This window comes from Streptomyces flavusporus, from assembly GCF_046267975.1.
Classification (GTDB): domain Bacteria; phylum Actinomycetota; class Actinomycetes; order Streptomycetales; family Streptomycetaceae; genus Streptomyces; species Streptomyces flavusporus.
In genome coordinates, this window is record NZ_CP176503.1 from 8,320,374 (window position 1) to 8,344,658 (window position 24,285).

At 67.6% G+C, this 24,285-nt stretch carries 24 protein-coding genes; 16 read left to right on the plus strand and 8 right to left on the minus strand.

Annotation, left to right across the window (positions count from 1 at the left end; all coding sequences use genetic code 11):
• Positions 1-94 precede the first annotated feature (94 nt).
• Positions 95-943 (plus strand): hypothetical protein, encoded by an 849-nt coding sequence (locus ACKTSN_RS39210; RefSeq protein WP_409473410.1) that lies wholly within the window; start codon positions 95-97, stop codon positions 941-943.
• Positions 944-994: 51 nt separating this feature from the next.
• Here ACKTSN_RS39210 and ACKTSN_RS39215 read toward each other — a convergent pair whose 3' ends face one another.
• The 3 genes from ACKTSN_RS39215 to ACKTSN_RS39225 all read right to left on the minus strand — a co-directional run bounded on the left by ACKTSN_RS39215 (position 995) and on the right by ACKTSN_RS39225 (position 4,005).
• Positions 995-1,462 carry a PPC domain-containing DNA-binding protein gene (locus ACKTSN_RS39215; RefSeq protein ID WP_409473411.1) on the minus strand — a complete coding sequence of 156 codons (468 nt, stop codon included), beginning with the start codon at positions 1,460-1,462 and terminating at the stop codon, positions 995-997.
• 34 nt (positions 1,463-1,496) lie between these two features.
• On the minus strand, positions 1,497-2,474 hold the full coding sequence (locus ACKTSN_RS39220; protein ID WP_409473412.1) for an asparaginase: 978 nt from the start codon (positions 2,472-2,474) through the stop codon (positions 1,497-1,499).
• Between the two features lie 85 nt (positions 2,475-2,559).
• On the minus strand, positions 2,560-4,005 hold the full coding sequence (locus ACKTSN_RS39225; RefSeq protein ID WP_409473413.1) for a helix-turn-helix domain-containing protein: 1,446 nt from the start codon (positions 4,003-4,005) through the stop codon (positions 2,560-2,562).
• A gap of 177 nt (positions 4,006-4,182) precedes the next feature.
• Here ACKTSN_RS39225 and ACKTSN_RS39230 point away from each other — a divergent pair, with 177 nt between their 5' ends.
• The 14 genes from ACKTSN_RS39230 (at position 4,183) to ACKTSN_RS39295 (ending at position 17,628) form a co-directional block, all read left to right on the plus strand.
• On the plus strand, positions 4,183-5,445 hold the full coding sequence (locus ACKTSN_RS39230; protein ID WP_409467247.1) for an IS701 family transposase: 1,263 nt from the start codon (positions 4,183-4,185) through the stop codon (positions 5,443-5,445).
• A 506-nt stretch (positions 5,446-5,951) separates the two neighbouring features.
• Positions 5,952-6,113 (plus strand): hypothetical protein, encoded by a 162-nt coding sequence (locus tag ACKTSN_RS39235; protein ID WP_171110862.1) that lies wholly within the window; start codon positions 5,952-5,954, stop codon positions 6,111-6,113.
• Between the two features lie 87 nt (positions 6,114-6,200).
• Positions 6,201-7,412, plus strand: coding sequence for a JmjC domain-containing protein (locus ACKTSN_RS39240; protein WP_409473414.1), 1,212 nt, complete (start codon positions 6,201-6,203; stop codon positions 7,410-7,412).
• Positions 7,346-8,209 (plus strand): aldo/keto reductase, encoded by an 864-nt coding sequence (locus tag ACKTSN_RS39245; protein ID WP_409473415.1) that lies wholly within the window; start codon positions 7,346-7,348, stop codon positions 8,207-8,209. Before ACKTSN_RS39240 ends, ACKTSN_RS39245 begins: the two co-directional genes overlap by 67 nt.
• Before the next feature lie 214 nt (positions 8,210-8,423).
• Positions 8,424-8,741 (plus strand): hypothetical protein, encoded by a 318-nt coding sequence (locus tag ACKTSN_RS39250; RefSeq protein ID WP_409473416.1) that lies wholly within the window; start codon positions 8,424-8,426, stop codon positions 8,739-8,741.
• 79 nt (positions 8,742-8,820) lie between these two features.
• On the plus strand, positions 8,821-9,831 hold the full coding sequence (locus tag ACKTSN_RS39255) for an NAD-dependent epimerase/dehydratase family protein (protein ID WP_409473417.1): 1,011 nt from the start codon (positions 8,821-8,823) through the stop codon (positions 9,829-9,831).
• Entirely contained in the window at positions 9,828-10,538 is a 711-nt protein-coding gene (locus ACKTSN_RS39260; RefSeq protein ID WP_409473418.1) for a phytanoyl-CoA dioxygenase family protein, read from the plus strand. Before ACKTSN_RS39255 ends, ACKTSN_RS39260 begins: the two co-directional genes overlap by 4 nt.
• Positions 10,535-11,578, plus strand: coding sequence for a glycosyltransferase family 2 protein (locus ACKTSN_RS39265; protein ID WP_409473419.1), 1,044 nt, complete (start codon positions 10,535-10,537; stop codon positions 11,576-11,578). The genes ACKTSN_RS39260 and ACKTSN_RS39265 overlap by 4 nt, the downstream gene beginning before the upstream one ends.
• The gene (locus ACKTSN_RS39270) at positions 11,575-12,630 is read left to right on the plus strand and encodes a glycosyltransferase family protein (RefSeq protein WP_409473420.1); all 1,056 of its coding nucleotides are present in this window, start codon (positions 11,575-11,577) and stop codon (positions 12,628-12,630) included. The genes ACKTSN_RS39265 and ACKTSN_RS39270 overlap by 4 nt, the downstream gene beginning before the upstream one ends.
• Before the next feature lie 17 nt (positions 12,631-12,647).
• Positions 12,648-13,850 carry a polysaccharide pyruvyl transferase family protein gene (locus ACKTSN_RS39275; RefSeq protein ID WP_409473421.1) on the plus strand — a complete coding sequence of 401 codons (1,203 nt, stop codon included), beginning with the start codon at positions 12,648-12,650 and terminating at the stop codon, positions 13,848-13,850.
• Positions 13,851-13,959: 109 nt separating this feature from the next.
• On the plus strand, positions 13,960-14,982 hold the full coding sequence (locus ACKTSN_RS39280; protein ID WP_409473422.1) for an NAD-dependent epimerase/dehydratase family protein: 1,023 nt from the start codon (positions 13,960-13,962) through the stop codon (positions 14,980-14,982).
• A complete protein-coding gene (locus tag ACKTSN_RS39285) occupies positions 14,979-15,734 on the plus strand; it encodes an HAD family hydrolase (RefSeq protein WP_409473423.1) in 756 nt (251 codons plus the stop codon). Before ACKTSN_RS39280 ends, ACKTSN_RS39285 begins: the two co-directional genes overlap by 4 nt.
• Positions 15,731-16,630, plus strand: a complete 900-nt coding sequence (locus ACKTSN_RS39290) for a glycosyltransferase family 2 protein (protein WP_409473424.1) — start codon at positions 15,731-15,733, stop codon at positions 16,628-16,630. Before ACKTSN_RS39285 ends, ACKTSN_RS39290 begins: the two co-directional genes overlap by 4 nt.
• Before the next feature lie 8 nt (positions 16,631-16,638).
• Positions 16,639-17,628: a glycosyltransferase gene (locus ACKTSN_RS39295; protein ID WP_409473425.1), complete on the plus strand. Its 990-nt coding sequence runs from the start codon at positions 16,639-16,641 to the stop codon at positions 17,626-17,628.
• Positions 17,629-17,638: 10 nt separating this feature from the next.
• Here the strand turns inward: ACKTSN_RS39295 and ACKTSN_RS39300 are convergent, their stop codons facing one another.
• The 5 genes from ACKTSN_RS39300 to ACKTSN_RS39320 form a co-directional block, all read right to left on the minus strand.
• Positions 17,639-18,469 (minus strand): RNA methyltransferase, encoded by an 831-nt coding sequence (locus ACKTSN_RS39300; protein ID WP_409473426.1) that lies wholly within the window; start codon positions 18,467-18,469, stop codon positions 17,639-17,641.
• Between the two features lie 182 nt (positions 18,470-18,651).
• Entirely contained in the window at positions 18,652-19,527 is an 876-nt protein-coding gene (locus ACKTSN_RS39305; RefSeq protein ID WP_409473427.1) for a phosphotransferase family protein, read from the minus strand.
• Positions 19,524-20,960 carry a helix-turn-helix domain-containing protein gene (locus ACKTSN_RS39310; RefSeq protein ID WP_409473428.1) on the minus strand — a complete coding sequence of 479 codons (1,437 nt, stop codon included), beginning with the start codon at positions 20,958-20,960 and terminating at the stop codon, positions 19,524-19,526. The genes ACKTSN_RS39305 and ACKTSN_RS39310 overlap by 4 nt, the downstream gene beginning before the upstream one ends.
• A gap of 148 nt (positions 20,961-21,108) precedes the next feature.
• Positions 21,109-21,819 carry an HAD family hydrolase gene (locus ACKTSN_RS39315; RefSeq protein WP_409475029.1) on the minus strand — a complete coding sequence of 237 codons (711 nt, stop codon included), beginning with the start codon at positions 21,817-21,819 and terminating at the stop codon, positions 21,109-21,111.
• A gap of 11 nt (positions 21,820-21,830) precedes the next feature.
• On the minus strand, positions 21,831-23,405 hold the full coding sequence (locus tag ACKTSN_RS39320; protein WP_409473429.1) for a helix-turn-helix domain-containing protein: 1,575 nt from the start codon (positions 23,403-23,405) through the stop codon (positions 21,831-21,833).
• A gap of 677 nt (positions 23,406-24,082) precedes the next feature.
• Between ACKTSN_RS39320 and ACKTSN_RS39325 the strand changes: the two genes are divergently transcribed.
• Complete coding sequence (locus tag ACKTSN_RS39325) at positions 24,083-24,277, plus strand: hypothetical protein (protein ID WP_409473430.1); 195 nt, start codon at positions 24,083-24,085, stop codon at positions 24,275-24,277.
• The last annotated feature ends 8 nt before the right edge of the window (positions 24,278-24,285 follow it).

Below are 24,285 nucleotides of genomic sequence, written 5' to 3' on the forward strand. Positions count from 1 at the left end.
TTCGTTACCTTGGGACGGAGAAGCACCGGAGCAGGAGCGATCACGCGTGGGGCTGCTTCTTGTCAGTATCGCGGCACAGTAGCCAAGGATCTCCATGACAGCGTCATTGCCGACCGTCACTTCCATCGATTTGCGCGTTCAGTCGGTTGACGAGGTACTCGAACACGTGGAGCGTGCGCTCGACATGCGTGTGGAGCCGGAGTCGCTGGTCCGGAAGCGCCGAACGGTTGGTGCGCGAACGGACCGTGGAACGTGGGTACGGATCGAGCGGCGTCCGCTCGATAAGGTCAAAGGGCAGGGCTGGAACGGTACGGAGTGCGCCGCAGTTCTGGATGGCGTTGCGAAGCCCGCGTGGTTGCAGGGTATGTCCTGGAGCGACACGGCTGGAGCGGCGATGTGGCGCGCCGACGAGACCGAGCTGCTTCCCGGGGAGCCAGTGGGTCCGGACTCGGTGTTGGCACTGTCAGAGGAGTGGTGGAAGGCACTGAACAGCTCGCTGAACGCTCTCGCTGAACAGCGCACGACACGCGTGGCGACGCCGGATACCGTCGCAATCACTCAGGCAGGAGTCACAGCCGCGATCAAGGAGACGTTCCCGGGGGTATCGGACACGACCATCGGGGAGTGGGCGCCGGCGCACGCGGACCTGAACTGGGCGAACATGACCACCCCGCAGTTCTGCCTGTTCGACTGGGAGGACTGGGGGATGGCTCCACGGAGCCTGGATGCCGCCTGGCTGTGGGGGAACTCCCTCGTTCTCCCGGAGTTGGCCGAGCGTGTCCGGCGAGAGCGGCGGCGGGACTTGGAGAGTCGGGACGGCAAGCTTATGTCATTGTTCTTCTGCACGAAGATCCTTGGCCCGCATGCCGATCCGGGTGATCCCCGGATGAGGCTCGCCCGGATCGAGGCGGATCGAATCGTGGCGGATCTCCGAGCGCGTTGAGCGTTTGCGCCGTGATGGATCCGTTGGCCGGGTGCTCGACGGGCGAGGACATCACTCCGGTGTGCGGAAAGTGAGCAGTGGCACGTCGTACAACTCAGGGTTTCGAGGCCGGGTCATGGCCGGCGAGATCACCTCGACGACGTAGAGCTCGCTCAGGAACTGGACCCTGGCGCTCAGGAGGTGGCTGGTGCGTCCGTCGGCGGACAGTGCCTTCAGGCCGGCGGACACGTGGATGTGCGGCAGAATGGCCCCCGTCTCCGGATCGTGGGCGATCGTTCCCGCGCCGAAGGCCTCGACGTTGGTGACGTGTGTCCTGTCCCAGACCGGGGCGTCCGGGTTTTCGAGTTTCCCGCAGGCGCCGACGATCTCGGCTTCGGCGAACGCGCCGATGAACGAGGGAATGTAGCCCTGCCGCACCCCATGGTCACGGCAGAACGCGGAGAGCGCGTCGAAGAAGTCCTCGCCGTGGTCGAAGGTGACGCCGAACGTCCTGCCGGTGTTCAGCACGTGGGCACGCATGTGGGTCCTCTCGGATGGGGCTGAGGTTCGTGGGTCAGCGCGCGAAGGCGGAGAACTTCGAGGTGATCGTCTCGTGGTCCGCGTCCTGGGCGAGCAACGTCTGCAGCAGGAGCCGCGCCTGGTACGGGCCGAGGTCGCCGGCTGGGATCAGCCCCCGGCCGATCAAGTCCTTCTCCGATCCGGGAAAGCCGTAGGTTTCTGTCAGGACAGGGCCGTTGCCGATGCGAGAGGCGAGGACCACGGGGATGCGTCCGGCGAGCCGTTCGAGGTTCTCGACGAGCCGCTGGGGAACATGTCCCACACCGAAGGCGGCAACGACAAGCCCGTCGCACCGTCCGTCCCACGCCTCGAGTAGCGTGCCGTCATCGTCGAGGCTGACCGTGTAGAGGCCCACGCGTGCGTCACGAGCAGCCGGTGCCAGGGGGGCGACTCGCGTGGGCGGCGGGGAAGCCAGCCGTACGCGGTCCTCCGCGACCCGGCCGACGGGTCCGGCGCCGGGTGACGTGAAGGCGGCAGGGCTGGTGGTATGGGACTTACGGACGTGGCGTGCCGCGTGGATCTCGTCGTTCAGGACGACCAGCACTCCGGCGCCACGCAGTTGCGGGTCAGCTGCGGCGATGACGGCGGCGTACAGGTTGGCCGGTCCGTCAGGGCTGGCCATGGTGGGATTGCGCATGGCGCCGGTGACGATGACCGGTTGGTCGTGATCGTGATGAAGGTCGAGGAAGAACGCGGTCTCCTCGATGGTGTCGGTGCCCTGTGTGATCACAACGCCGTCGACGTCACCGCCGTCGAGGGTCTTGTCGATCGCCGCGCCGAGCTCCGTGAGGTCGTCAAAGGTGAGCGAGGCGCCGGGCACCCGGCGAAAGTCATGCACACGCAGGTCGATGCCGTGACGGTCCAGGCCGGGCACGGCAGCCAGGAGATCATGCGCGGAGAGCGCCGGCACAACCCCTCCGGTCGCCGGGTCGGTGGTCATCGCGATGGTGCCACCGAGAGAGTAGACAGCCACCGTTCGCGTCACGCCCGCCATCGCCCCAACTTCCCATCCGACTCAGCCTGGTTGGATCTCTTCCTCGGAGATCTTTCCGAGCAGGCTATCGGGTCGCCCCTACAGGAGCGCCAGCTTCGGGCTGCAACTCGCCTGCCACGTATGCGCAGGCACGGTCCAAGGCGTCGAGGCTGAGGTGGCGGCTTCGTGGCCTGGCGAGCCCGGTGGTGCCCACAGCGGCAAGCTCTCCACAGCGGCGGATCAGCCAGGCACGGTCAAGGCCCAGGTAGTCCGAAGTCGCCGCCAGGCGTTCCCCGGGAGTCGTTCCCGTGGTGACGGTGTGGGTTCGCGCGTGGCCGGTGATGTCCGCGAAGGCTCGCAGCGAACGCGCCCTGGCGGTTAGTGCGGTCTGGGGAGCGCGTTCGGTGCGTACCCAGGTCGCTATCGCGGCCCTGTGTCCCGGCACAAGCGCGAAGCCCTCCGTCTGCTGGAGGTCCGCCTCGTCGGTCACCCAGGTCGTGACGCCGTACGACTCCGTCAACGCTATCGCAAGGAACAACAACACGCGCTCGTACAAGGGCGAGGCGACGACCTCCTGGTGGGGGATACAGAAGGCTCGTCCGACGCTGTCGTGTGCACGCGTGGGAGCCATCGTCCGGAGGTAGCGGTGCTTGTGTTCGAAGAGCAGCCAGGTCGCAGCCTCCTCCCCTCGCTGTTCGCGGGTCCAGAAGACCGGATCGCTGGCCAGCTCATCGCGCTGGTCGAGGATGAAGCGGGCGCACGCTCGCGAGCCGACGAGCATCTGGGAACCGTCAGTGAGGGCATCAGCAGCGATCGGTCGACTGTCAGTTCCTAATCGGGGCTGGGACAGAAGAGCGAGATTCCCGTGTAATGCTGCGTCGTCGCCGAGGACTGCGGAGTCGAACCCTGCCGTGGCCCAGAGGATTCCGTAAGTGAGATCGTCGAGTTCGTAGGCCACGGGGATCGCGAAAGAGCTGCCCAGTTGGTCGCGGTCGCCCCCGCGCACGTCCATGACGAAGTGCCGCTCTGTCCCGACTTCGCCGTGGCGCACGGCGAACAGCGCCCTGAGCGGCATCTGACTCCATGCCTCGGCCTCCCGGCTGGACGTGAGCCAGAGGGCGTCCCTCTGTAAGGAGGCGGCTGACCCGGTCAGCGTGGGAAGTGCCGTGGGCGGCAGGTTCCGCCCTGCCGGCAGGAGGAGCTGCCCCGGTCCTTCCTGAAGGGCGAGGCGGCCACGGGGGCTGTCCGCGGTTGACGAGGGCTGGTCTGCGTCGGGTAGCGCACCCAGGAGTCCAACGGGCACTCCGAGAGCCTCGCTCCACTGGGCAAGTTGGCGGCGGTCACGGATCTTCTTCCGACCCCGCTCAAGGCGACTCACTTCGGCCTGATCAATGTTGACGAGCCGAGCGACTGCTGCCTGTGAGAGGCCGGTGTGCTGACGGAAGAGCCGCACGACCACACCAAGATCCCAGGCCCGGACTGCTGCCTCAACTGCGGGATCCGCCCAGAACCCCTTCTCGACGCGGGGCACTGCGCCACCCCTCTGACAGGGCCCACACCGCGTTCCCGCGTTGAAACGGCTGAGCGTCGCACGGCACACCGAGCAGTGCCGCTCCAACTCGCCAGCCATCCCGGTCTCACCTCTAGTAGGGCTTTGTTAGGTACCCCGATTGATCATCGTCAGGTAGATTGTGATGTTCTGTCAGGTGTGACACCTGAGGAGATGGAGACGGTCCGCCCGCGCCTGGAGGCGTTCGCGGCGGAGATGCTCGGTTCGCTGGCGCGTCGGGACCAGCGGGCCAAGGGCGAGCTGTATCTGCGCGGGCTGATGCTGGACGGCAAGCGCAAGTCCATGCAGCCGATGGCCGAGCGCCTGGGCGTGGACCACCAGCAGCTGCAGCAGTTCGTCTCATCGTCCACCTGGGACTACTCCAAGGTCCGTGAGCGGCTGGCCCGTTGGGCTGCCGCGCACATTTCTCCCGAGGCGTACGCGATCGATGATGTCGGCTTCCCCAAGGACGGCTACGACTCACCGGGGGTGGCGCGGATGTACTGCGGCGCCCTGGGTAAGCGCGGCAACTGCCAGGTCGGCGTCAGTGTGAACCTGGTCAGTGACCGTGCGTCATCGGCTGTCGACTGGCGCCTGTTCCTGCCCGAGAGCTGGGACGACACCAAGTACGGCGAGGACGCGCTGATGGCCGAGGCGATCCGGCGCCGCCGCGCCAAGGCGGGAATCCCGGACACCGAGCGGCACCGGGAGAAGTGGCGCCTGGCGCTGGACATGCTCGACGAGGTGCGCGACAACTGGGAGTTGCCCGACCTTCCGGTCGCCGCCGACGCCGGATACGGCGACGCCACCGGCTTTCGCGAGGGCCTGACCGAGCGCGGCCTGACCTACGCGGTCGCGGTCAAAGCCACCACGACCGCGCACCCCGGCAATGCCACACCCCAACGCCCGCCGTACTCCGGGCAGGGCCGCCCTCCCGTGTCCGCCTACCCCCAACCGCACACCACCCTGCGCGCCCTGGCCCTGGCCGTCGGCCGAGCGGCCACCCGCACCGTCACCTGGCGCCAGGGCAGCAAGGCCACCAGACGCAACCCGAACGCCGAGATGCGCTCGCAGTTCCTGGCCCTGCGGGTCCGACCGGCCAACCGCACCATCCGCCGCGCCGCCGACGGCTCCCTGCCCGACTGCTGGCTGCTCGTCGAGTGGCCACCCGACTCCGCCGAGCCAACCGACTACTGGCTCTCGACGCTTCCCGCCGACACCCCACTGCGCGAACTGGTACGAATCGCCAAGATCCGATGGCGAGTTGAGCACGACTACCGCGAGCTCAAGGACGGTCTGGGCCTGGACCACTTCGAGGGCCGCAACTACCTCGGCTGGCACCGCCACGTCACCCTCGCGTCCCTCGCCCAGGCCTTCTGCACCATGCTCAGGCTCGACCCAAAAGCCCCTGCGCCGGCCTGACCCTCTACGCGGTCCTCCGCGAACTCCAGGCCCTCCTGGCCACCTGGACCGGCGCCTGCTCGATATGCGGCCAACCCGCACCAGCACCCGAACCCCACCACAGGACCTAACAAAGCCCTACTAGGTGATCAGGCGCATCTCCAGCTGTTCAACGTCCCGCAGATCTACTTTGCCGCGCGGTCCCTGCGTCCAAACCCACCAGCCGAGGCTCGGTTGAACTCTGCCCGGCCCAACGGGAGTCCGGTGCGGAGGCCCGCCGCTGTTCGGCGCTGTCCAAAACCAACTGGATCACCGAAGAGATATCACGGCCGTGATGTGCGACTGCCCGCCGCCTGAAGCAGGTTGGGCACGGAGGTGAGCGAGGGCTGGTGCAGGAAGACGACCAGTGCCCGGCACCGCGTTGGCCCGACCTCTGCAGTTCCAGCCGGACAGCTCCCCAGGTTGGACCTGGCCCCCAAGACCGCCCATCGGAGCCCCGGTGGGCAACGAAGTGGAAGGAGTACGCGGTGAACGAGAACGCACCCCCGGCGCCTGGTGGCCTGCTCGTGGCCGTCGAGGTTCTGACAGCCGTACACGACCGCAACGACACCAGCGCCTCCGACCCGTCGCAGGGCGGCGGCGGTGATGGTCCGTGGCCCGGTGGCGACGGCCTGAACCACCCCGTGTAGCAGCCAGCACACGCCCGGACGGGGACCGTGTGATCCTGCGCGGTCCCCGTCCGGGCAGCCCGTTTCCACTCGAAAGATGGGGAGAACATGGAGCACCGACTGATACGTGGCATCGAGCAGGCGCTGGGGTGGAACGGCCCCGAGGGTCTCGGAGGAGCCTTCGCCCGCGGCAGCCTCACGGACACCGCGCTGACCGAACGAATGCTGACCCCACAGCGACTGCTGGACATGACGATGCGGCGCACCCTCGCCCACCCGCAGTTCCGCATGTTCCGCGACGGCGAGGAACTGCACCCGAGCCGGTACCTCAACCAGGAAGTCAGCCGCCGCGGCCAGAGCGTCGACATGGTGAACATGCGGCTCCTGGCGGGCCTGCTCCGCGAGGGTGCCACGATGGTCCTGGACCAGTCCAACGTGTTCGATCCCACGATGGAGGTGGCCTGCCGGGCGCTGCAGTGGTGGTCCCGCGAACACGTCCAGGCAAATATCTACCTCACCACGAACGAGGCCGCCGGCTTCAGGCTCCACTGGGACGACCACGATGTCGTGATCATCCAGCTCGCCGGGGAGAAGGAGTGGGAGGTCCGTGGGATCTCACGCCCCTACCCGATGTACCGCGACGCGGCACGCAACGACTCCCCGAGCGAGGAGATCGTCTGGGCCGGCACCATGAAGACGGGCGACGTCATGCACATCCCGCGGGGCCACTGGCACCAGGCCACGCGCAACGGACGCGGCTCCGGGCAGAGCCTGCACATGACACTCGGGTTCGAGAAGCGCACCGGGGTGAACTGGCTGTCCTGGCTCGCCGACTGGTCCCGCGAGACCGAGATCTTCCGCCATGACCTCGACCGATGGGGCAGCGCGAACGAACAGGAGGCCCAGCAGCAACAGTTGGCCGAAGCCACGGTCTCGCTCATCGGATCGCGCAGCCCGGCGGACTTCCTGGCCGCCCGTGAACAGGAAGTCGCTCCGCCCCGGCACGTGCCGTATGTCGACTTCTTCGGCCCCCTGACGTCCGTCGTCTGCATCACCAACTTCCCGCCGCGCATCGTGGAGCACGACGACACGGTCGAGGTCGTCGCGGCACGCAAGAAGCTGACCTTCGCGGTCAAGGCGCTCCCCGCGCTGCGCCTCCTGCTGAGCGGCCACCCCGTGCACATCGACGAGGCAGCCAGCCAGGTCGGTGCCGAAGTGGAGCAGGTCGCGAAGATCCTTACGGAGGAGGAGCTGTGCGCGCCCCTGACCGCCGAATTGTCCTCGGGCTACACCGATCTCGTCACCAGCGCCACCAGCTGACCAATGCGCTCGACCTGGGGATCACCGCGATCGACACGGCTTTCAACTACCGAGGGTTCACCTCCCACACGACCCTCGCGGACGTCGGTCGCGGCCTGCTTGACCGCCTCACGATCTCCACGAAGGTCGGCTTCTTCCCACGGCCAGGCGGGGCCGAGCACTCACTCGATCCGGCCCGCCTTATCGGGGCGCTGGAACAGACGAACCATGAGTTGGGCCGCGCACCCGACCTCGTCTTCCTGCACAACCCGGAGTGCAGTCTTCGGGACACCGCTACGGAGGTTGCTCGCGACACTCTCGCCCAGGCGTGCGCGGCACTGGAAGACGCCATGCACAAGGGGCTCTGCGGTGCCTGGGGCATCTCCACCTGGGGTCCCTCTCCGCTGCTCGACGCGATCGACGCCGCCGTGGCCAAGCCGGCCGTCCTGATGGTCAGGTGTGGCCTATTCGTTGGCGTCCACACCCTCCGCGCGGCGGAGTCGCTTGCACGCCAGTGGAGCGATCACAAGACCCAGGTGTGGGGCATGAGCCCCTTCAGCGGAAACGCCCACGACCCTGTATGGAGCAGGTTCGACGCCCGCGTCTTCCTCCGAGACCCTCCCGGCCCCGTCACCCAGATGCAGGCAGCATTCAGGGCCGCCTACGACCTCCCGACGGTAAGCGCGGTCGCCGTCGGTACGGACGACCCCGTCCACCTTCGCGAACTTGTCGACGCGCTGACGTTCGAGGTGGACGAACAGGCGGTCCTCCAGTACCGAGACCTCCTGCTGGGCGGGGGCAAGGCAGGACGCTCATAAACGCTCATAAGCATGTGGACGGTTCGCCGTCATCGTGGAGTGCGGGCCAACCGCGCAGGCTCCACATCTCGCGGTGGCTCCCGACGGAGGTGAAGCCGTGCTCAGGCAAGGGACCACGTCTGGCGAGTGCCAGACGATGACCTTGACGCTCAACACCGGGCAGTTCACGAGGACGTGTCGATCCCGGTGCTCTCTGACGGCTGGGTCGGTCGCTGTGAGTCTGGCCCGCAGTCTCGTTCGCCGCTGCTTCAGCGGCCAGCGGGGCCTGGATGTCGTCGCGGACGATGGCCCGGTCACAACCGGCTTGGTCGGCAACGCCGTTACGGTCATGGGGGACTTCGGTGCCGTGGAGTCCGAAGCCTGGACGCTCTATGACGATGGCGTCGTCGAGGTTGCTGACCAAGCCGCCAGTGAACTCACCCCGGACTGGGCTTGGACGTCGGACCCGCGTGGCAAGCCCGTGTGGGCGCTGGTCCTTACGCAGCCCGACGGTCCTGCGGGCGCGGAAACCTGCCCGGCAGGACGCTGCTGAGCCCGTCCCACCTCTCGCCACACCTGCACGTAGGCGCAGTCATGCCACTTTTCAACCTGGTTACGAAGAATGAGGCGCTATGAACACCTCCCGATGGAGGAACGGCCCGCACTCGAACTGGGGCGGCCCTATCCGGCGTGCCGTCGTCACCGGCGGCTGTGGGTTCGTCGGCTCGCACCTGTGCGACGACCTGCTGCTCGACAGCGATGTCGAGGTGGTGTGCGTCGACAACTTCCTTACGAGCACCGGGGACAACGTCGTGCACTGCCTGTCGGACGACCGCTTCGAGTTGCTGGTCCACGACGTCACGGAGCCGATCCCGGTACCTGGTGAGGTCGATCTGGTACTCCACCTTGCGTCGCCGGCCTCCCCGCAGGACTACCTGCGTTTGCCGGTCGAGACGCTGCAGGCCGGTTCTCTCGGAACCTTCAACGCCCTGGAACTGGCTCGGCAGAAGCTGGCTCGCTTCGTGCTCGCCTCCACCTCCGAGGTGTACGGGGACCCGCTCCAGCACCCGCAGCAGGAGTCGTACTGGGGGAACGTCAATCCGGTGGGGCCGCGCAGCGTGTACGACGAGGCGAAGAGGTTCGCCGAGGCGGCGACCACGGCCTACCGCACCAGGCACGGCGTCGACACCGCGATCGTACGGATCTTCAACACGTTCGGGCCGCGGATGCGCGCGGAGGACGGGCGGGCCGTACCGACCTTCATCCGCCAGGCGTTAGCGGGTGAGCCACTGACCGTCACCGGCGACGGCTCGCAGACGCGGTCGCTGTGTTACGTCGACGACACCGTCCAGGGCATCCTCGCCGTCGCCGCAAGCAGCCACCCGGGTCCCGTCAACCTGGGCAATCCCGCCGAGACCACGGTCCTGGAGCTCGCACATCTGGTGCGGGACCTGAGCCGGTCCGCCGCCCCGATCGAGTTCGTCGCCCGACCGGTCGACGACCCGGGGCGCCGCAGACCGGACATCACCCTCGCCTGGGAGCAGTTCGGCTGGAAGCCGGAGACCGATCCCCGCAAGGGACTGAGTACCACCATCGACTGGTTCGCCACACAGCTCAACGACACCGCAGCGAGGGAACGATGACGCGACACGCACTCCGTCAGGCGGGGACTGCCGAGACGCCGTTACGGAACCACCGGCCTGACGACGGGCTCCAGGGCTTCCGTACGGAAGGCTACGCGGTCCTGCGCCAGAGGATCACAGGGAACGCACTTGAGGCCCTGCGGACCGAGGCCGACGACCTGATCCGGCGCTTCACCCAGGACGGGTTCCGCTCGGACGACTACTGGTACTTCACGCCCGCCGGCATGGACGCGCCCGTCCTCTACCGCATCCACAACCTGGAGAACCAGGGCTCCCCGACCGTGGCACGGCTCTACACCGACGAAGGTCCCCTGCACCTGATGGCCGCCTCCATCCTGGGCGGTCCCGTGCGTGCCACCGCGTGCGCCATGATCGTCAAACTGCCCGGGGTGGCCGCCCCGGTGCCCTGGCATCGGGACCGTACCGACGTTCCGCCGCACACTGTGTGCAACCTGAGCGTCTTCCTCGACGACTCCGACGCGGACAACGGATGCCTCGAATTCGTCCCCGGCTCACACCTGGCGCCCGACGACGAGGAGGTGGATGAGGTCCAGGCCCGCGGCCCGGTCCACGCCCTCCCACTGACGGCCGGTGACGTCGCCGTACACGACGTGCGCATTGCCCACGCCTCGCGCCGAAACCGCTCGGCTCGGATCCGGCGCAGCATCGTCATCGAGTTCGCCCCCGCTGATCTGGAGCTGCCGTGACCAGCCCCAACCCCGCTGGCCAGAGCCCGAGAGTGAGGGTGGCCACCATCACGGTGGGCACCAACGAGCGCCGCTGGCTGGAGCGTTGCTTCGCGACACTCGTGGACAGCGACACCCCCGGGATCGACCTGACGGTCTGGTACGTCGACAACGACTCCGACGACGGCAGCACGGCGTTCGTCGAGGACCGCTTCCCCGAGGTGCGTGTCATCCAGAACCGGAGCAACGTAGGTTTCGCCCGCGCCAACAACATCGGCATGCGGGCGGCGCTCGACGACGGTGCTGACTACGTGTTCCTCGTCAACCCGGACACCCAGACACCGAAGTCGCTGGTACGCGATCTGACCGAGTTCATGGAGGCCTGGGCCGACTACGGCGTCGTCGGTCCCATGCAGTACGAGTACGACGAGTCGGGCGGCACCGCTCTGGGCTCGTACAACGACTGGTCGAAGACGGCTCTGCGCTGGGGCGAGCAGCACGCCTTCGCCGGCGACTGGCCGAACCACCCCTCACCTGCCAGCCCGCCCGAAGGCCGTGCTCCGAACACCCTGGAGCACGCCTACGTCCAAGGGGCGGCCTTCTTCGTCCGCGCCGAGCTGTTACACACCGTCGGACTCTTCGACGAGGTCTTCCACACGTACTACGAGGAGACCGATCTGTGCCGTCGCGCCCGCTGGGCGGGGTGGCGCGCCGCCCTCGTGCTCGACGTCGGGATACAGCACTTCGGTGGCGGCGGAACCGCGGGCAGCAACTACCGGCGTATCCAGATGCGCCGCAATCGCTACTACTACCTCCTCACCGACATCGACTGGCACGCGCTGCCCATGCTGCGGCTGGCCGGTCGGTGGCTGAACGACGATCTGCGTGGGCGTGGCGTGGGCGGGGTGACCAGCTGGTGGCGCGGGACATGGGAGACCGCAGAAGCCGTGTGCTGGCTCGCGCGCCGTGCACCGTTGATCAGGGCCCGCCGCCGCGCCCACCACCAGCTCGGCCGGCAGACGGTCGGTGCCGGTCGTTCGCAGGCAAGGAGCGCGCGATGACCACACCCCGGATCCTGTTCGCCGGTGTATTCCACTGGAACGCGGGCTCCAGCCACATGATCGCCGAGTACGCCCGGGTCGCCTCAGAGGTGGGATGCGAGGTCGGCGTCTCCAGCCAACTGTCACGCCTGGACGGCACGGTGAACGTCCACCTGCCGCTCGTGGACGACCTCTCCTGGGCCACCCACCTCGTCCTCGTCTTCGAGGGCCGGCAGTTCCTTTCGACCGAGCAGCGTGAGCTGTGCGAGGCCGTGCCGCGCTGTCGGCGCATCATCCTGGACCCCGACGGCCACTGGGGCCCGTACGTCACCGCCGACCTGGACGACAACGCGGGCGCGGACACCATCGAGTCCTGGCACAAGCTGTATGCCGACCTCAGCGACGTGATCCTGCAGCCCCGCCTTGCTGAACGGCTCCCCGACGGAGCCGAGTTCTTCAGCTACTTCGGCATGCCGGACATCAACCGCCTCGCCACGGACCTCCCGGGCCCACAGTCCCTGGCGTACGAGCTGCAGTACGTCGGCTCGAACTGGTGGCGCTGGGAGGCGATGACCAGCCTTGTCCAGGCCGCAGCCGCGGCCGAACCACCGATCGAGCGCATCCGGGTGTGTGGACGCTGGTGGACGGGCGACCCGCACCCCGACCACCTGACCGCCACCACCAACGAGCCCGGCTGGATGCAGGATCACGGTGTCGAGGTGGCGCCGCCCGTTCCGTTCGGGCATGTGGTCGCCGCCATGTCCCAGGCTGCGATCACACCGGTGCTGGCCCGTCCGCTGCTCGCACGGATGAGGCTCCTGACCCCCCGCATGTTCGAGACCCTCGCCTCGGGCAGCATCACCGCGCTCTGGCCGGGCCTGGACTACCTGTCCGAACTCTACGGCGACGACGTGGAGCTCTTCCTGCTCGGCGACGATCCGGCCGACACCCTCTCCCGGATGATGCGCGAGCCGGCTCGATACCGCGAGCGCCTGGCGGCTGTCCAGCTCCGAGTCCACGAGTGCTTCAACTACCAGGCCCTCCTGGCCGAACTCATGCGGTTCACCCGATGACCACTGTGAGGTCCGCTGTGTCCAACGTCTTGATCACCGGTATCACCAGCTGCGAGAGCCGGGGTGTCGAGGCCCTGGCCCGCGCCATCGCCGAGCAACTGACCAGCGAAGGAGGCAACAGGGTCACCGTCCTCACCCAGACCCCGGCGCTCGACGAGGAAGCCCTCGCCTCCACCACCGCGCGCTGCGTGGCCGATCCCTTCGTCGTCTCCCGCTCCTGGCAGCAGATGCGCCCTCAGGAGAGCCCTGCCGAACTGATCGCACGCAGCGAACAGCTGCTCGCCGAAACCGATCTGGTCATCGCCACCGGGGGTGACCTGCACACCTCCGATTACGGGGTCTCCACACCGTACCTGCGGGCCTTGACCGCCGCGCAGCAGCGGGACATCCCGACAGCGGTGATCGGCCAGTCCGTCGGCCCCTTCGGCGATCCCGCCGACGCCGAGGCATGGCTCACGGTCGCAGACCGGTGCGATCTGCTCACCGTCCGGGAGAGCGTCTCCCACCGCTACCTCGTGGGCAAGCTCGGTCTTCCCGAGCACCGCGTGCAACTGTCCTCCGACCCCGCCTTCCTGCTGCCGACAGCCACCGACGAGCGGACGTCGGCCGTGCTCAGACCCCTGGGGCTCACCCCCGAGGACCCCTACATATGCCTCGCCCCCAGCCAGGGCATCACCCGGTTCAGCGCCTTGGGGGAGATGCAGCACGCAGCCGCACTGACCCGACTGGCCACTGCTCTCGTCCGCACCCGGAAGATGCCGGTCCTCCTCGTACCGCACTGCCACGACTCCCGGCCCCACAACGACGACCGGATCCTCGCGGCCCGCATCGCCGAGGCCGCCGGCATGCCCCAGGTCATGGCACTGCCCGGCGCACTGACGGCCTCCGACTACAAGGGAGTGCTCGCCCGCGCCGAACTCGTCATCTCCGAGCGCCTGCACGCCGCGATCGGTGCGCTCTCCGGCGGCGTCCCGGCGATCGCGATCGGGCACTCGCACAAGTTCAACGGCGTGCTCGCCGAGACCTACGGCGACACCGTCGACGTCGACGACATCCACGCAGACGTCCGGGCCTTCGCCCAGGACAACACCGTCATCGACCGGATCGTCCACGACACCGACGCGACCGTGCTGCGCACCACCCTGCAGCAGCGGCTCCCGCTGATCACGGACCGCGCCCGCAGCGACTTCGCCCAGATCAACAGGCTCCTCGCAGGCTGAACTTCCCAGCTCCACACGCGGCTCGTCTGCACCGAATCCCGCACGACCCGCTGTGAACCGCTCCTGGACAGCAGCGGGGACCGACTGATGAAAGGGAGACACGACAACCATGCCCACGCATTTGGTGACCGGCGGCGCCGGCTTCATCGGGTCCCACCTTGTCGCATCCTTGATCGAGCGCGGCGACGACGTCGTAGTCCTGGACAACCTCGACGGCGGCAAGACCGAGAACGTGCCTGCCGACGCGACCCTCGTCGTAGGCTCGGTCGCCGACCAGGCCACCGTCGCCGAACTCTTCGCCTCGTACCGCTTCGACGGCGTCTACCATCTGGCCGCCTTCGCCGCCGAAGGCATCAGCCACGCCGTCAAGCACCACAACTACTCCGTCAACGTGCTCGGCAGCATCAACCTGATCAACGCCTCGCTGGCCGCCAAGGTCAGGTTCTTCGGCTTCGCCTCGTCGGTCGCCGTGTACGGCCACGGACACGTCCCGATGCGCGAGGACGAGCACCCCGTCCCGGCCGACAGCTACGGCAACGCGAAACTCGCCGTGGAGCGTGAACTCGCCGTCACCATGGAGCTGCAGGGCCTGCCGCACTTCGCGCTGCGCATGCACAACGTCTACGGCGAGCGGCAGAACATGGGCGACCCCTACCGCAACGCCGTCGCCATCTTCCTCAACCAGATCATGCGTGGCGAGCCGATCAGCGTGTACGGAGACGGCAGCCAGGTCCGCGCCTTCACCTACGCCCCGGACATCGTCGGCACCTTCCTCTCCGCGTCCGACCAGCCGAGCGCGTGGGGCCAGGTCTTCAACGTCGGCTCTTCACAGACCACCACCGTGCTGGACATGGCGCACGCCGTACGCGCCGCGATGGGCGTCCCCGACCACCCGATCAAGCACCTGGCGGCCCGCCACGAGGTCCACGCCGCGTACACCGACAACAGCCTCGCTCGTAGGGCGCTCGGCGACTGGACCGACACCCCGCTCACTGACGGACTGCGCCGCACCGCGGCTTGGGCCCGCGAGCACGGCCCCGTGGAACCCGCGACGTCCCTCAGCATCGAGAACGACACCGCGGACAAGCCCGAGTGGTTCACCTGGGCCTCGGGACGGGCGGTCACGTCATGACGGGCAGCACGCTCGCCGTCGACGTCGGCGGCGTCCTCTACTACGACGAACCTTTCGACCTCGCCTGGCTCCAGGGCGTCTGGGAGTTTGCGCAGGAGGACGATCCCACCCTCACCATGGACGCCTTCCTCCAAGCCGTGCGTGACTTCTACCGCCACCGCACGCCTGGAACACCCCCGCCCAGCCTCTTCCCGCCCAACGGCACGAAGAGCTGGCAGTGCGTCCGTGAACGCTGGACCTCGCTCGTCCAGCCCATCCCTGGAGCCGTCGACGCGCTTAGCCAACTTGCCGGGGAGTACGAGGTGTGCATCGTCGCCAACCAGCCCCTGGAATGCCTCTCCGCCCTGCGCGCCATGGGCATCGAGCAACAGGTCCGGCTGGTCGCACTCGACTCCCTCGTCGGCTACGCCAAACCCGACCCCCGGCTCTTCGAGTGGGCCCTGGATCGTCTGAACTGGAAGCCGGAACACACCGTGGTCGTCGGCGACCGGACCGACCACGATGGTGCTCCGGCACTCGCTCTCGGCTGCTCGGCAGCGATCGTCAGCGTCGACGGCGGATGGCGTGCGCCAGCGGGAGTCGATCCCGAGATCGTGGCCGCCTACCGCGAACTGAAAAGCCGTCAGGGCCACACCGCTGAGGGCAGCACGAGGTACTGGACCGTCGCGGCCCTCGGAGACCTGACCGATGTGCTCTGGGCCGTGGGCCGCGAAGAGCGCTGCCCATGGCCGAGCCAGGAGGTGCACCCGTGACTCTCGGCGCCAACCTGTCCCTCACCATAGTCATTTGCAGCAACCGCCCCGATAGCCTGCCGGGAGCTGTCGCTCGTACCGCCGCGGCGATCGGGCCGCGAGACTGCCTGCTGATCATCGCGGACATGCCCGCTCAGCAGCTTCCGACGGTGCCCGCGAGCTCCTCGCTGCCCCCGTCCTGCATCCGCGTCATCTGCAACGAGGAGAACCAGGGACTCGCCTACAGCCGCAACAAGGCCATGAAGGAGGCCACGACGCGGCACCTTGTCTTCCTCGACGATGACATAGTCCCCACCGCCGAGGCCCTGACGCAGATGCGGGCCGCTCTGGCCGCCGGCGCACACGTCACCGGGACGCGGATCACCGCCCATCTTCAGGGGCGCCGTCGCCCGTGGTTCCTCACCTCTGGTCAGCTGCACTACCTCGGGTCCCACGCCCCTGCCCGGCCGGCGACGATCTGGGGCGGCAGTTTCGCCATCGACTCCGAGCACGCCCGCCTGCTCGGAGTCGCCTTCGATGAACGCCTTGGCCGGATCGGCAGCTCCCTCACCTCCGCCGAGGACACCACCTTCGTACGGGAGATGACCACCCGCGGCGCCACCGCGACGGTCCTGCACGACGCCGAGGTCCGACACCTGATCCCCGCCCATCGGCTGACCCTTGCCTATCTGTTGCGCCGCGCCTTCTGGCAGGGGCGCAGCGAAACACGGCGCAACGACGCGCGGGGAGGTATCAGGAAGGAATGGGACCGTAACCGGTCGGGAGACGGTGCCCGTCCAGTGCGGGCCGCCCTCGCGGTGCTCTACACCGCCAGCGTCCTCCTTGGCGTCTGTTGGGAGGCCATCACGCGGCGCCGGGCCGGCGCCGCCGACACCGAGTCCAGGGGCGACCGATGAAGGTGGCCATGGTCATTCCGCCCTACCGGTACGGGGCCAACCCCACCGAGTGGATCACCGTGCCACCCCAGGGCTACGGCGGCATCCAATGGGTCGTTGCCACGCTCATGGACGGGCTGCTGGAGGCCGGGTGCGAGATCCTGCTGCTCGGAGCTCCTGAAAGTCCAGTACAGGACGGTGTCACGGTGTCCACCGCGGTCGAGAGAACCGACATCCACGTCGCCATCGAGGCGTTCGCCCCGGACGTCGTCCATGACCATTCGAACGCCGCCGCACTTCCACCCGGCGGGCTCAGGCCGACTGTGAGCACGCACCACCTCAACGGCGTGCCGGAGCGTCAGATCAACGGCGTGTACCTCTCCCGGGCACAACGCACCGCCGCAGGGGCCGAGTCCGCCCCGGTGATCAGGCTGCCGGTCAACCCTTCGCGATATCCGTTCCAGGAAGCGAAGGACGACTACCTCCTCTTCCTGGGCCGGGTCTCCGCGCACAAGGGCGTACGTGAGGCGGCCGCGTTCGCGCGCGCCGCCGGCCTGCCACTGACGGTCGCCGGACCAGCCTGGGAGAAGGACTACCTGGACGCTCTACTGGCGGACTTCCCGCACACCGTCCGCTACGTGGGCGAGGTCGGCGGCAGCGCACGTACCCGACTGATCGCACGAGCCCGAGCGCAGCTCGTGCTGTCACAGCCCTGGGGAGGACCGTTCAGCGGACGATGGATCGAACCCGGCGCCACCGTGGTCTCGGAGGCCGCCGCCAGCGGCACCCCGGTCATCGCAAGCGACAACGGTTGCCTACCCGAGATCGTCCCCGGTGTCGGCATGATTCTCCCGGTCGGGCAGGAGATCACGCCCGGAGACGCGAAGCGGGCGCTGGCATCGCTGCCTACGGCCCGGACCGTGCGCGAAACAGCGGTGGACCGATGGGGTCACCACACCATCGCACGTCAGTACCTGGCGGTCTACAAGAGAGCAGTCAGCGGCGAGGTCTGGACGTGACCTCGGAAGATCACGCCGTACGCTGCCTCGCGAGACGCTGACGGCGCGCCTCGTAGAGAACGACGGAGGCGGCGTTCGACGCGTTCAGGGAGCTGGCCGAGCCCGTCATCGGAATGCTGACCACGTGGTCGCAGAGCTCACGCCAGGCCGCACTGAGGCCCGCGGTCTCGTTGCCGATGAGCAGCAGGACCGGCTGGGTCAGGTCGAATTCCGAGACGTCGGCGTCGCCGTCCTCGTCCGTGCCCACGACGGCCACTGGGCGCCCCTGGGCGCGCTCCTTCTCCAGCCACTCCATGACCTCGTGGTGCGACTGGCTGCGCACCACGGGCACGGCGAAGAACGACCCCGTGGAGGCACGCACCGACTTGGGGTCGTAGGGGTCCGCAGCGTGCCCCGTCACGATGAGCCCGTCGGCACCGAACGCGTCGGCCGAGCGCACGATGCTTCCGATGTTTCCGGGCTGCGTGGGCCGGTCGAAGACCAGGCCGAGGAAGTCGTCGTTGACCTTGATCCGCGACAGACTGTCCGGTGCCATCTCGACCACCGCCAGGACCTCCGCAGCTCCGTCGGCCTTCTCGCTGAGCTCGGCGAGAAGCTGCGGCACCATCGCCACGCGTTCGGCACCGACACGGCGCAGCAGGTCCTCCGCCCATCGGGAGAGCGGGCGGCTGGCGTCGTAGAGCAGGGAGCGAATGGTCCAGCCGTGCTCCACGGCCATCGTGATCGGACGTACGCCCTGGACCAGGAACTCCTTGGCGCGCCCTCGCTTGGTGCGGTTGTTGAGCAGCGTCTGCAGCTGCTGGAAACGGGCATTGCGGGTCGAGATCCGCTGTACTGCCACCCGTCCTCCAAGCCAAAAATGATCATTGCGAACACCCGGTCGTCCCAGTGGAACTGAGCAGCGGGCACCCTGAAGGTTACACGGACCAGGCCGTCACCCAGGGCGTCCGTCCAGTTGCGTCAGGTGTCTCTGCCTGGGTCCTTACGGAGACGGCAGCTGGTTCCGGAGCGACCTCGGACTCTTCAAGCCGAGCCCCATTTCGCTTGGCCGTCCAAGTTCCTCAGAGTCTCAATGCGATACGACAGCTGGTCGGCGGCGGCTGTGTCTCCGTGGTCTGCCCGCCGAATGAAGGAGCCGAGCGTGTGCAGGTCTCGGATGCCGACCAGGACCGGGAGACCTGACCACTCCCTGATGTCGTAGCCGTATCGGAGGCTGAAGTCATCCAGTTCTGCGGAGGTGCGCCCGAAGCGGACCCCTTGGAACGTGTTGGCCAGATCGATCTCGCGAGGCCCGACCGCCGCCTCGTCCCAGTCCCCGAGCCTGATGCTCCGATCGTCCCAGAGGGTGTTGCCTGGGTAGGCGTCGCCGTGGATGTGGCCGTAGCCCAAGGGGAATTCGAGCCCTGCGTAAGCGTTCAGGAGTTCCTGCCTGCGCTCCATGAGCCACGTTCGCACGTCGGGCCCAAGGTATGTGCTGGATTCCACGGTGGCCTTAAGCGAGGCAAGGGGCTGGTACTGCGGCAGCGTCACTGGCGGGGCCGGCAGGGAGTGCAGGGCGCGTAGAAGGTCCCCCAACCGGCCGGTCGGGGGCCGGCCGTGCGTGGGCTGGGGATAGTGCCGCCAGAACGTAACGGCGTAAGGCTCGTACACCACCGGCTGGGGCACGTCAGCGGGTTCTGTCGCCGGAAAGCCGTTCGCGACGAGCCAGCGCGTGAGCGAGACGGCCGTCGCGAGGTTCTGCTGCTGCGCGATAGGGCTCACTCGTACCACCATGTCTTCCGCTGTTAGGAGGAACACGGAGGTGGCGTGATGGTGAAGATGGGCGAGGGATCGGTCTGTCAGACCTGATGCCCGGCAGGCCATGCGGGCGGCGGACTCAGGAGAGACCGTCATTGTCATGAGATGAGGGCCTTCGCTCGGGTGTCGATCGCCTGGTAGCCGCGGGTGGCGTCGGCAAGCTCGCGCACAACGCGGCTTCCGGCGAACCGTGGGTCTTCCAGAAGCCTAGCTACTCCTTGCACCGCGTCGCCGAGCTGTCGGATGCGACGGTCCACCGGCAGTTCGAGGATGGGGTGGAGCTGTTCGCCGACTCCCTCGATCTCGCCCGCTGCAATACGCGCGGTGACGATGTCGAGGCGTGCCAGGGCCTCGTCACCGTACGAACGCTGCTCCGCCGGGCCTGTCGCGTACAACTCGATCGCCGCGGCGGCGTGGTGCTCGGCCAGCTCGTGTTCGCCCAGCAGGGCGTACGTCCCGCCGATGTAGTACTCCTGCTTGGCTTCCGGGAAGGTGAGCAGCCCTCCGAAACGCGTGAGTCCGTCAGGATCTGTGTGTTGCTCACGGGCGCGTTCGAGCTCCCGGAGTGCGGTCAGTGCTGTGTTCCGGTCGCCGATACGTGCCGCTGCCCTGGCCTCGATGGCGGCGGTCCTGATCCGCGTCTCACCGTCGGGAGCGTGCCGGATCGCCTGTTGCGTGTACTCCAGGGCCGTGAACCGGTGAGTCGACCACTCCGCGATCAGCGCGGCTGTGCCCTTGACCCATGCCCGGAGATCGTTGTGGTCGGCGTGATCGGCTAACGTCCAGGCCGTCTGGAGCTGGGCGATCGCCGAGTCCTGGTCGCCGAGGTTCTGTGAGGCGTGAGCGAGGAGCAGGCAACTCGTACCGGCGAGAAGGTACAGTTCGCGGGTTTGCCCTGGCGGCTGGTGACCGCTCAGGAGCGAGAAGAGCCGGTCTCGCGTGGACAACAGGTCGTGGAAGAGCGGGTGGAGAGGAGCGTGAACGTAATCAGTCGCGATGCGGGTGATCTTGGATTCCAGTGCCTCCAGCTCGACGTCGCTCACGTTGCTCTTCGTGACCTCTTCCGTGAACTGCAGCGACTGTGACGCGGCCTGTGCCGCGAGTTCATGCAGGTTGCCGGTCCGTTCGCCGGTCGCAACCTGAAGGTCGGTTACTGATGGTCTCCTGTGCGACAGGGGAACGTGCGTCGAACCCTCGTGGTGCTCGCGGAACGGCGGCGGGAGGAGGGCATCAGGCGTCTCGATGCCCCTGAGGAACCTGGCGACCTTGTCGAGGCTAGTCAGGCGACGGGTTCCGGCTTCGAGCATCGACAGGAAGCCCTGGCTCAGCCCGGTCAGATCGGCCATGTCGTCCTGGCGGAGCTTGGCCCGCTCCCGGACGAGGCGGCTGACGCGGCCGAAGTCCCACGCGGCGATGGCTTTTTGGACTTCTTCATCCCGCCAGATGGTGTCCGGAACCCGGGGTTCGAAGCGGGAGCCAAGACGCCTGCCACGTGCGCACGTGGCGCACCGGTCCTCGTCGTTGTACTGGCTCAACCGGCATCCGCAGTCTGCACACACGCGAGTGTGCTGTCGCATCGCACCCCCGTTTCTCGTCTGCGCACGTCAGGGTACGTGGGGTACGAGTAGGCCGCTATCACACCTGTAATACGCGCAGTTGACGTCTGGTGCTGTCCGTCGCGCCTCAGCTGCCGGAGACTGTCGCGGCTATCGCACTCAGGAGCCGCGGGACGTCCTCCAGGCCGTCGAGGACCACGTCGGCCCCGGCCGAGGCGAGTTCGGCGGCGGTTGTCTTGCCGGACGCGACTCCGATAACCGGAGCGCCTCCTTCGAGTCCCGTACGGACGTCTTCGAGGGAGTCTCCGATGATGACGGTGTTGGAGCGGGTGAAGGCCGACCCGTATTTGGCCTGGGCCCGCTTCTGCGCGACGGCGACGAGGGCGGGGCGGTGGTCGTCGTCCGAGGAGTAGCTGCCGATCTCCGTGTCGAGGTACCTGTCGAGGTGGAACGCTTCCAGTTTCAGGACCGCGTTGGGCTTGAGGTTTCCCGTGACGACAGTGGGCACGAGGTTCGGCTGCGCGTGGACTGCCTCCAGGGCTGCGACGGCGCCGGGCATGAGGACGCCCTGCTCGCGCAGATCCTTTGAGCGCGCCGCAAGGCGGTCAGGAAGAAGTTCCACCATGCGCGGTACCAGGTGGGGGACGTCCGGTTCCGGGACGCCGTTGTCCAGGAGCAGGGACCGGATGGCGAGGGGCATGGTCACGCCGGTTCCCCGTGCAGGCAGGCGTTCTGCGGGGCGCCCGACGATTTCCGCGAAGGTTTCGCGATAGACCTGCCGGTCGATGTCGCCGACATACACCAGCGTGCGGTCGATGTCCCACAGCACAAGGACCATCGGCGTCTCCGTCAAGTTCGGCTCCCTGTTCCTGCCGCGCCGGCGGCTCGTTCCAGTACGCCTTGAGCGTACGGGCTGTGGATCACCGGTCGGAGGTGGCCGAGCATGACGTCGATGTGGTCGTTCAGGCGGGCGGACTGGAGTTGGTCAGCGAGGTCGAGGGCTTCGTGCGCCGTGACGGATCCGGCTTCGAGATCGCCGTTGGCGAAGTGCGCGGTCGCGGCGCGAGAGAGGAACAAGCCTCTGGTCCGGTGGTCACCGGGGTTGAGGGCCTCCCGTGCCTTGGTGAAGCTGGCAACCGCGCTCCGGGGATCACCGAGGTCGAGATGGCAGCTGCCGGTCTGTCCGTGGATCTCGCCTTCGTTGATCCAGTACAGCCACTCCGGATCGTGTTCCGAGCGGCCTTGGGCGCAGAGTTCCGCGGCGCGTCCGAGTGCGGCGAGTGCGGCCTGCCGCTCGCCGAGCTTTGCGTGCCCGCGGGCCTGTCGAGTGAGCAGCATGGCTTCGAGAGCAGGTGTGCCGAGCTTCCTGACCTTCTCCCATGCCGTCTGTGCTGCGGTGACGGCGTGATGTGGTGCCTCGGTGGAGTAGGCGTGGATGGCGATGTATGAGAGAGCGCCGGCTCCTAGCCGGACGTCTCCGGAGGCTTTGGCGGCGCGGAGAGCGGCGTACAGGTAACCGAGGGTCTGCTCGCGTTCGCCGGAGTCGAAGGCGAACCAGCCCGTCTGGGTCGCCGTGTCGGCGATGATCGCCGCGAGCCGCCGTCCCGTGGCCATGTCGTAGGAAGTGTGGTCCACGAGGTGCCTCAGGAACCTGAGGTGCGTGTTGCCCAGTTCGGTCAGGGGGCCGCTGCCGCTGCTGGCGTCCATGGTCCGGAGGCCGTCGGTGGTGCGCTGGAGGCTGTCGAGTAGGTCCGGAGTGAGTTGGCTTCCCTCGGCGGCGTGTTGGAGAGGCTCGGCTTCCGCGCGGTCCCACTGGTTGACGAAGGCGGTGAGTGCCACGCCGCTGGCGGTGAGGAATCGTCGGCGTTTCATTGCGCTCCCTCCTACCGCAGTATCCAGTGCTGCCACCATACGGGCCGTGGTCCACGGCAGGGTCGGATCGGCGTCGCCGGCGAACTGCGCCAGGGGTTCCTGCCGGGCCGGGAGGGGCGCCCGGGGGATGGGCAGCGGGAGCAGCTCGGCGGGCACGGCAAGGCCCGTCAGGAATTCGACGATTTTGTCGATGTTCGTAAGGCGGCGGCTGCCTGATTCCAGCATGGACAGGAATGCCTGACTCAGGCCCGTGAGTTGGGCCATGTCCTCTTGGCGGAGACCGCTGCGGAGCCGAATAAGACGGCTGGCTCGGCCAAAGTTCCATGCAGAAAGGGCGTTTCGGACGTCCTGGTCGGACCAGACGTGCTCCGGAACGGTGGGGATGCTCGCCTCCCATGTTCGTGAGCGAGCGCAGGCGGAGCACAGCGTGTCCGTGTTGTACTGGCTCAGGGAGCAGCCGCATCGATCACAACGTCGCTGCGTCGGCTGTAACACCCTTTCCTCCCCTGGCCGAGCGCGCGGCCGACAGGCCCTTGTCGGAACCGGAATCACCTAAGTGATATCACCCTCGGAATGTGCGTAATCACCTTGCAGTGAACAGTCTTGGGGATCAGTGAGCGTCCTGGTGAGAGAAGTCGCCTGGACCACGACCCAGTCAGTGCGTTCTGACGTACGGGAGATCCCGGTGATTGCCTCTCCAGGCCGGCTCGAAGCCGCCTCTGATCTGCCTGACGCCCAGCCGTCGGCTTTACGTGCCGTGCCCGGGTACGGCGAGTCCCCGTCTTGTTACCGTCCCCTGCTGGCGGGTTCGACGCCACCGGACCCGAGGCAGACCGCACTGCCGTGGAGGCTTCAGCTCGGGATGAGTCCGCTTCGGCAGCTCGGCGCTGCCGACGTCGTGCAGGCGGGGCTGCTGCTGGGACTGCGAGCGGTGGAGTGCGTTCGCGAGCGAGGGCTTCCTGCTGGACCGGTTCTATGCTGTATCAAGCACTCCCTCGTTCACATCCCCGTCGAACCGGGGACGGCGTACAGGTGGCACGCTCCGCAGACCGTGTGCCGTACGGAAACGTGGGTGTGCTCGGTCGACAGGCAGGGATCGGCGTACTCGACCTGCATGGGGGTCTGGCTGCTTCCCCCTGAGGGTCGTCACGTGTTCACCGACAGCGCCAGCCTCCTTCACGGGATCTCCGTGACACGGTCCGCCGCAGCGCGCAACTCGGTGGTGCCGTATGGCGGTTAGCATCTCGGCCGTCCTTCTCCTGGCAATCGTCACCTTCTTGTTGATCAAGAAGGGCGGGCTGAAAGCCGGTCATGCGGTCGTCTGCACGTTGTTCGGCTTCTACCTCGCGAGTTCCTCGATCGCGCCGACCGTCTCGCAGGCCGTGACGAGCCTCGCCAACATGATCAGCGGGATCAGGTTCTAGCCGACCAC

Coding starts and splice junctions, on each gene's coding strand:
- ACKTSN_RS39210 (WP_409473410.1), top strand. CDS start 95: ATGACAGCGTCATTGCCGACCGTCACTTCCATCGATTTGCGCGTTCAG.
- ACKTSN_RS39215 (WP_409473411.1), bottom strand. CDS start 1,462: ATGCGTGCCCACGTGCTGAACACCGGCAGGACGTTCGGCGTCACCTTC.
- ACKTSN_RS39240 (WP_409473414.1), top strand. CDS start 6,201: ATGGAGCACCGACTGATACGTGGCATCGAGCAGGCGCTGGGGTGGAAC.
- ACKTSN_RS39255 (WP_409473417.1), top strand. CDS start 8,821: ATGAACACCTCCCGATGGAGGAACGGCCCGCACTCGAACTGGGGCGGC.
- ACKTSN_RS39260 (WP_409473418.1), top strand. CDS start 9,828: ATGACGCGACACGCACTCCGTCAGGCGGGGACTGCCGAGACGCCGTTA.
- ACKTSN_RS39270 (WP_409473420.1), top strand. CDS start 11,575: ATGACCACACCCCGGATCCTGTTCGCCGGTGTATTCCACTGGAACGCG.
- ACKTSN_RS39280 (WP_409473422.1), top strand. CDS start 13,960: ATGCCCACGCATTTGGTGACCGGCGGCGCCGGCTTCATCGGGTCCCAC.
- ACKTSN_RS39285 (WP_409473423.1), top strand. CDS start 14,979: ATGACGGGCAGCACGCTCGCCGTCGACGTCGGCGGCGTCCTCTACTAC.
- ACKTSN_RS39295 (WP_409473425.1), top strand. CDS start 16,639: ATGGTCATTCCGCCCTACCGGTACGGGGCCAACCCCACCGAGTGGATC.
- ACKTSN_RS39305 (WP_409473427.1), bottom strand. CDS start 19,527: ATGACAATGACGGTCTCTCCTGAGTCCGCCGCCCGCATGGCCTGCCGG.
- ACKTSN_RS39315 (WP_409475029.1), bottom strand. CDS start 21,819: ATGGTCCTTGTGCTGTGGGACATCGACCGCACGCTGGTGTATGTCGGC.
- ACKTSN_RS39325 (WP_409473430.1), top strand. CDS start 24,083: ATGGCGGTTAGCATCTCGGCCGTCCTTCTCCTGGCAATCGTCACCTTC.